Source organism: Mycobacterium persicum (assembly GCF_002086915.1).
Classification (GTDB): domain Bacteria; phylum Actinomycetota; class Actinomycetes; order Mycobacteriales; family Mycobacteriaceae; genus Mycobacterium; species Mycobacterium persicum.
Genome location: NZ_MWQA01000001.1, coordinates 4,113,398 through 4,121,164, shown reverse-complemented (window position 1 = coordinate 4,121,164; position 7,767 = coordinate 4,113,398). Strand labels below are relative to the sequence as shown.

The window sequence follows — 7,767 nt, the reverse complement described above, 5'->3', positions numbered from 1 at the left end:
AAAGCCCCGGGCAAGGCCCGGGGCTTTCTTCTATGCGCGTCTACCGGTAGTCGCTGTAGCCGTAGTCGTCCAACGGCACCGCGGCCCCGGTGGCCTGGCCGAAGTCCGGGCTGTAGTACTGATCCTCGTACGACGGGATCGTGTACGCCGCGGCGCGCGCCTCCTCGGTGGGCTGCACCGCGATGTTGCGATACCGGTTGATACCGGTACCGGCCGGGATCAGCTTGCCGATGATCACGTTCTCCTTCAGACCGTTGAGCTTGTCGCTGCGGCAATTGATCGCCGCATCGGTCAGCACCCGGGTGGTCTCCTGGAACGACGCCGCAGAAAGCCACGAGTCGGTGGCCAGCGACGCCTTCGTGATACCCATCAGCACCGGACGGCCGGCGGCGGGCTCGCCGCCCTCGGCCACCACCCGGCGGTTCTCCGCCTCGAACTCGGCACGATCGATCAACGAGCCGGGCAGGAACTCCGTCGAGCCCGAGTCGATGATGGTGACCCGGCGCAGCATCTGGCGCACGATCACCTCGATGTGCTTGTCGTGGATCGACACACCCTGCGCCCGGTACACCTCCTGGACCTCGCGGACCAGGTGGATCTGCACCTCGCGGGGACCCTGGACCCGCAGCACCTCGTGCGGGTCGGCCGAGCCTTCCATCAGCTGCTGGCCCACCTCGACGTGGTCGCCGTCGGAAAGCACCCGCTCCGAGCCGTCCTCGTGCTTGAACACCCGCAGCCGCTGCCGCTTGGAGAGCTTGTCGTACACGACCTCCTCGCTGCCGTCGTCGGGCACGATGGTGATCTTGTAGAAACGCTCACCGTCTTCCAGCCGGACCCGGCCGGTGACGTCGGCGATCGGCGCCTTGCCGCGCGGCACCCGGGCCTCGAACAGCTCCTGCACCCGTGGCAGACCGCCGGTGATGTCCTCACCGACACCACCCTGGTGGAAGGTACGCATGGTCAACTGGGTGCCCGGCTCACCAATCGACTGGGCGGCCACAATACCGACCGCTTCACCGATGTCGACCAGCTTGCCGGTGGCCATCGAGCGCCCATAACACGTCGCGCACACGCCGGTGCCGGTGGTGCAGGTCAGCACCGAACGCACCTTCACCTGCGTGATCCCCGCGGCCAGCAACGCATCGATCTCCGGATCACCCAGATCCTCGCCGCGCGCGACCACCACGTTGCCCGCCTCGTCGACCGCGTCGATACCCAAAGTCCTTGCGTAGGCTGAGGTTTCGATATACGGGTCGCGGATCAGCGCACCGTCGGGCTGACGCTCGGCCAGCTCGACCACGATGCCGCGCTCGGTGCCGCAGTCGTGCTCGCGCACGATGACATCCTGGGACACGTCCACCAGACGACGGGTCAGGTAGCCCGAGTCGGCGGTACGCAACGCGGTGTCGGCCAAGCCCTTTCGAGCACCGTGGGTGTTGATGAAGTACTCCAGCACGGTCAGGCCCTCACGGAACGACGACTTGACCGGACGCGGGATGAACTCACCCTTGGGGTTGGTCACCAGACCCTTCATCCCGGCCAGCGTCCGGGTCTGGGTGAAGTTACCCGTGGCACCCGAGTCGACGATGGTGATGATCGGATTGTCGCTGGGATAGTGCTCCCGCAGCGCCTGGCCCACCTCGTCGGTGGCTTCCTTCCAGATCTCCACCAAGGCCTCGTTGCGTTCGTCGTGGTTCAAAGCACCACGCTGGAACTGCTTTTCGACCTTGTCGGCGCGATCCTCGTAGCGGTCGAGGATCTCCTTCTTGCGGGGTGGAACCAGCACGTCGGCCATCGAGACCGTGACACCGCTTCGGGTTGCCCAATAGAACCCTGCGTCCTTGAGCTTGTCGACGGTCTGCGCCACCACGATCATCGGGTAGCGCTCGGCCAGGTCGTTGATGATCGCGGCCTGAACCTTCTTGTGCATCTGCTTGTTCACGAACGGATAGCCCGGCGGCAGCAGCTCGTTGAACAGCACCCGGCCCAGCGTCGTCTCGGCAATCCAGGGCTCGCCCGGATGCCAGCCGTTGGCCCCGAACAGCTCGGACTCGATCTCAGCGGACGGACGCAACTGGGTCAGCCGCACCTTGATCTTGGCCCGCACCGAGAGCACACCGCGGTCGGCAGCCATGATGGCTTCGGCCGGCGAGGAGTACACCCCCGTCTCGGGACGGTCGGCTGCGGCCGGCTGGTATTCGCCGGTGTCGCCGTCGACCTCGGTGGTCAAGTAGTACAACCCGGTCACCATGTCCAGCCGCGGCATGGCCAACGGGCGACCCGAAGCCGGCGACAGGATGTTGTTGGATGACAGCATCAGGATGCGTGCCTCGGCCTGGGCCTCGGCGGACAACGGCAGGTGCACGGCCATCTGGTCACCGTCGAAGTCGGCGTTGAACGCCTCACACACCAGCGGGTGCAGTTGAATCGCCTTGCCCTCGATCAGCATCGGCTCGAACGCCTGGATGCCCAGCCGGTGCAGGGTGGGCGCCCGGTTCAGCAACACCGGGTGCTCGGCGATGACCTCCTCGAGCACATCCCACACCTGGGGACGCTGACGTTCCACCATCCGCTTGGCGCTCTTGATGTTCTGCGCGTGGTTGAGGTCGACCAGACGCTTCATCACGAACGGCTTGAACAACTCCAACGCCATCAGCTTGGGCAGACCGCACTGGTGCAACTTGAGCTGCGGACCGACCACGATCACGGACCTGCCCGAGTAGTCGACACGCTTGCCGAGCAGGTTCTGACGGAACCGGCCCTGCTTGCCCTTCAACAGATCCGACAGCGACTTCAGCGGACGGTTGCCCGGCCCGGTGACCGGACGGCCGCGGCGGCCGTTGTCGAACAGCGCGTCCACCGACTCCTGCAGCATCCGCTTCTCGTTGTTGACGATGATCTCGGGCGCGCCGAGATCGATCAGCCGCTTGAGCCGGTTGTTGCGGTTGATCACCCGGCGGTAGAGGTCGTTGAGGTCGCTGGTGGCAAAGCGGCCACCGTCGAGCTGCACCATCGGACGCAGCTCCGGGGGGATCACCGGGACGGCGTCCAGGACCATGCCCATCGGCGAGTTGCCGGACTGCTGGAAAGCCGCCACCACCTTCAGACGCTTGAGGGCACGAAGCTTCTTTTGCCCCTTGCCGCTTCGGATGACCTCACGCAGCGACTCGGCTTCGGCGTCGATGTCGAAGTTCTCGATGAGCTTCTGGATCGACTCCGCACCCATGGCGCCGGTGAAGTATTCGCCGTAACGGTCCTGCAGTTCGCGGTAGAGGTTCTCGTCGACGATCAGCTGCTTTGGCGCCAGCTTGGTGAAGGTGTTCCAGATGTCCTCCAGCCGGTCCAGCTCGCGCTGGGCGCGGTCGCGCAGCTGACGCATCTCGCGCTCGCCGCCGTCGCGAACCTTGCGCCGGGCGTCGGCCTTGGCGCCCTCGGCCTCCAGCTGGGCCAGGTCGGTCTCCAGCTTTTGGGCACGCGCTTCCAGGTCCGCGTCACGCTGGTCCTCAACGGCCTTGCGCTCCACCATCATTTCGGCCTCGAGGGTGGACAGCTCGTTGTGCCGCATCTCGTCATCGACCGCGGTGATTACGTAGGCGGCGAAGTAGATGATCTTCTCGAGGTCCTTGGGCGCCAGGTCCAGCAGGTAGCCCAGGCGCGACGGCACGCCCTTGAAGTACCAGATGTGGGTGACGGGTGCGGCCAACTCGATGTGGCCCATCCGTTCCCGGCGCACCTTGGCGCGGGTCACCTCGACACCGCAACGCTCGCAGATGATGCCCTTGAAGCGCACCCGCTTGTACTTGCCGCAGTAGCACTCCCAGTCGCGAGTCGGCCCGAAGATCTTCTCGCAGAACAAGCCATCCTTCTCCGGCTTGAGCGTGCGGTAGTTGATGGTCTCCGGCTTCTTGACCTCGCCGTAGGACCACTGCCGGATGTCCTCCGCGGTGGCCAGGCCGATACGGAGTTCATCGAAGAAGTTGACGTCTAGCACGTAACTCCCTTTCCCCTTGCGGGTTTAGTTACTTCCAAGAAGGTTCAGGCCAAGTCCTCGACAGAGGCGGATTCGTTGCGGGACAAGTTGATTCCGAGATTCGCCGCCGCACGCTCCAGGTCCTCGTCCTCGCCTTCGCGCAGCTCGATCGCCGCGCCGTCGGACGACAGCACCTCCACGTTGAGGCACAACGACTGCAGCTCCTTGAGCAGCACCTTGAACGACTCGGGGATGCCCGGCTCGGGGATGTTCTCGCCCTTGACGATCGCCTCGTAGACCTTGACCCGGCCGACGGTGTCGTCGGACTTGATGGTCAGCAACTCCTGCAGCGTGTACGCCGCGCCGTAGGCCTGCATGGCCCAGCACTCCATCTCGCCGAACCGCTGGCCACCGAACTGCGCCTTACCGCCCAGCGGCTGCTGGGTGATCATCGAGTACGGGCCGGTGGAGCGGGCGTGGATCTTGTCGTCCACCAGGTGATGCAGCTTCATGATGTACATGTAGCCAACGGTCACCGGGTACGGGAACGGCTCTCCGCTACGGCCGTCGAAGAGGACCGCCTTGCCGTCGCCGTCGACCAGCACGTCGCCGTCACGGTTGGGCAATGTCGATGACAACAGTCCCTGCAGTTCGGCCTCCTGGGCGCCGTCGAACACCGGAGTGGACACGATCTGGTTCGGCTCGGCGCTGCGCAACGCCTCGGGCAGGTTGGCCGCCCAGTCGGGTGTACCCGCGATCTGCCACCCGCTGTGCGCGCACCACCCCAGGTGGGTCTCCAGGATCTGGCCGATGTTCATCCGTCGCGGCACACCGTGGGTGTTGAGGATGATGTCCACCGGAGTCCCGTCCGGCAGGAACGGCATGTCCTCTTGCGCGAGTATCTTGCCGATGACGCCCTTGTTGCCGTGCCGCCCGGCCAGCTTGTCGCCGTCGGAGATCTTGCGCTTCTGGGCCACGTAGACGCGGACCAGTTCGTTGACGCCGGCGGGAAGCTCGTCATCGTCCTCGCGGGAGAACACCCGGATGCCGATCACCTTGCCGGACTCGCCGTGCGGCACCTTCAGCGAGGTGTCGCGGACCTCTCGGGCCTTTTCGCCGAAGATCGCCCGCAGTAGCCGCTCCTCGGGGGTCAGCTCCGTCTCCCCCTTCGGGGTGACCTTGCCGACCAGGATGTCGCCGTCACGGACCTCGGCGCCGATGCGCACGATGCCACGCTCGTCCAGGTCCGCCAGCACCTCGTCGGAGACGTTCGGGATGTCGCGGGTGATCTCCTCGGCGCCAAGCTTGGTGTCGCGGGCGTCGATCTCGTGCTCCTCGATGTGGATCGAGGTGAGGATGTCCTCCTCGACGAGCCGGTTGGACAGGATGATGGCGTCCTCGTAGTTGTGACCCTCCCACGGCATGATCGCCACCAGCAGGTTCTTGCCCAGCGCCATCTCGCCGTTTTGCGTACACGGACCGTCGGCGATGACCTGCCCGGCCTCGACCCGGTCTCCGGCGTCCACGATCGGAGACTGGTTGGCGCAGGTGCCGTGGTTAGAGCGGGCGAACTTGCGCATCCGGTAGGTGTGCCGGGTGCCGTCGTCGGCCATCACGGTGATGTAGTCGGCGGACACCTCCTCGATCACCCCCGACTTCTCGGCGACGACGACGTCGCCGGCGTCGATGGCCGCACGCAACTCCATGCCGGTGCCCACCAGCGGCGCCTCACTGCGCACCAGCGGTACCGCCTGGCGCTGCATGTTGGCGCCCATCAGGGCCCGGTTGGCGTCGTCGTGCTCGAGGAACGGAATCATGGCCGTGGCCACCGACACCATCTGGCGTGGCGACACATCCATGTAGTCCACCTCCGACGAGGCCACGTACTCGACCTCGCCGGCCTTGCGGCGCACCAGCACCCGGGGCTCGACGAAGCGGCCCTGCGCGTCGATCGGCGAGTTGGCCTGCGCCACGACGTGGCGATCCTCCTCGTCGGCCGTCAAGTAGTGGATCTCATCCGTAACAACTCCGCTGACGACGCGTCTATACGGCGTCTCGATGAAGCCGAACGGGTTGACCCGCGCGTACACCGACAGCGAGCCGATCAGGCCGATGTTCGGACCCTCCGGGGTTTCGATCGGACACATCCGGCCGTAGTGCGACGGGTGCACATCACGCACTTCCAGGCCGGCCCGCTCACGGGACAAACCGCCGGGGCCCAGCGCCGAAAGCCGGCGCTTGTGGGTCAGGCCCGACAGCGGGTTGTTCTGGTCCATGAACTGGGAGAGCTGGCTGGTGCCGAAGAACTCCTTGATGGCGGCGACTACCGGGCGGATGTTGATCAGGGTCTGTGGCGTGATCGCCTCGACGTCCTGAGTGGTCATCCGCTCCCGGACGACGCGCTCCATCCTCGACATGCCGACCCGGATCTGGTTCTGGATCAGCTCGCCCACGGTGCGCAGCCGACGGTTGCCGAAGTGGTCGATGTCGTCGGTTTCCACCGGCACCTCGACCCCGCCCGGGACCGTCATGACCGCGGGCTGGCCATCCTGAGAAGCGTGGTGCAGGCGGACCAGGTACTCGATGGTGGCGACGACGTCTTCTTCGGTCAGCGTCGTCGTGGTGATCGGGTCCTTGGTGTTGAGGCCGAGCTTCTTGTTGACCTTGTAGCGGCCGACGCGGGCCAGGTCGTAGCGCTTCTCCTTGAAGAACAGGTTCTCCAGCAGGGTCTGCGCGGATTCTTTGGTCGGCGGCTCGCCCGGACGCAGCTTGCGGTAGATGTCCAGCAGCGCTTCGTCGGTGCCGGCGGTGTTGTCTTTTTCCAGCGTCGACATCATGATCTCGGAGAACCCGAACCGCTCGGTGATCCGCTCGCTGGTCCAGCCGAGGGCCTTGAGCAACACCGTGACCGGCTGGCGGCGCTTGCGGTCGATGCGCACGCCGACGGTGTCGCGCTTGTCGACGTCGAATTCCAGCCAGGCCCCCCGACTGGGGATCACCTTGACGCTGTGCAGCGTCTTGTCGGTGGACTTGTCGATGGTCTCGTCGAAGTAGACACCGGGCGACCGGACGAGCTGGCTGACCACCACCCGTTCGGTCCCGTTGATGATGAACGTGCCCTTCTCGGTCATCATCGGGAAGTCACCCATGAACACCGTCTGGCTCTTGATCTCGCCGGTGTTGTTATTGATGAATTCGGCCGTCACGAACAGCGGGGCGGCGTAGGTCATGTCCTTGTCTTTGCACTCGTCGACCGGTGCTTTGACCTCGTCAAAGCGGGGGTCGGAGAAAGACAGCGACATCGAGCCGGAGAAATCCTCGATCGGCGAAAGCTCGTCGAGCACCTCCTCCAGGCCACCGATCGGGTTCATCCCGCCTGCGGCCTCGCCTCGGGCGATAGCGGAGTCCCGCCAGCGCTGGGAGCCGATCAGCCACTCGAACGAGTCAATCTGCACGTCAAGCAGCCCCGGAACCTCCAGGGGTTCGCGGAGCTTGGCGAAGGAAACCCGATTAGGCGCTCCGGGCACGGAGCTGTTTGAAGAACTTTGCGGGCGACTCTGAGCGGGACTAGCGTCTGTTTTGCTTTGGCGGAAATCAGCCAAGATGCGTCCTTCCAGCACCTCGTGCGACTACCTGGAGCCGGCGGTCACCGGACCTGTTCGCCGCAGATAATTGTGTCGGTTAGGCCGGCGAACGAACTGTCCGGATCTCACGCACGCAACCAAACAACTGAGCCGGAAACTGGGCTCAGGCTTAGACCACGATGTCAAGTGGCGGGTGAGGTGGGCAGGAGGTAG

Annotated in this window: 2 protein-coding genes; both read right to left on the bottom strand. The window is 65.1% G+C overall.

Going from position 1 to position 7,767, the window contains the following annotated elements:
• Positions 1 to 40: 40 nt before the first annotated feature.
• Positions 41 to 3,991, bottom strand: coding sequence for a DNA-directed RNA polymerase subunit beta' (locus tag B4U45_RS18850; RefSeq protein ID WP_075547011.1), 3,951 nt, complete (start codon positions 3,989 to 3,991; stop codon positions 41 to 43).
• Positions 3,992 to 4,035: 44 nt separating this feature from the next.
• On the bottom strand, positions 4,036 to 7,572 hold the full coding sequence (gene rpoB / locus B4U45_RS18845) for a DNA-directed RNA polymerase subunit beta (protein ID WP_089024964.1): 3,537 nt from the start codon (positions 7,570 to 7,572) through the stop codon (positions 4,036 to 4,038).
• Positions 7,573 to 7,767 lie beyond the last annotated feature (195 nt).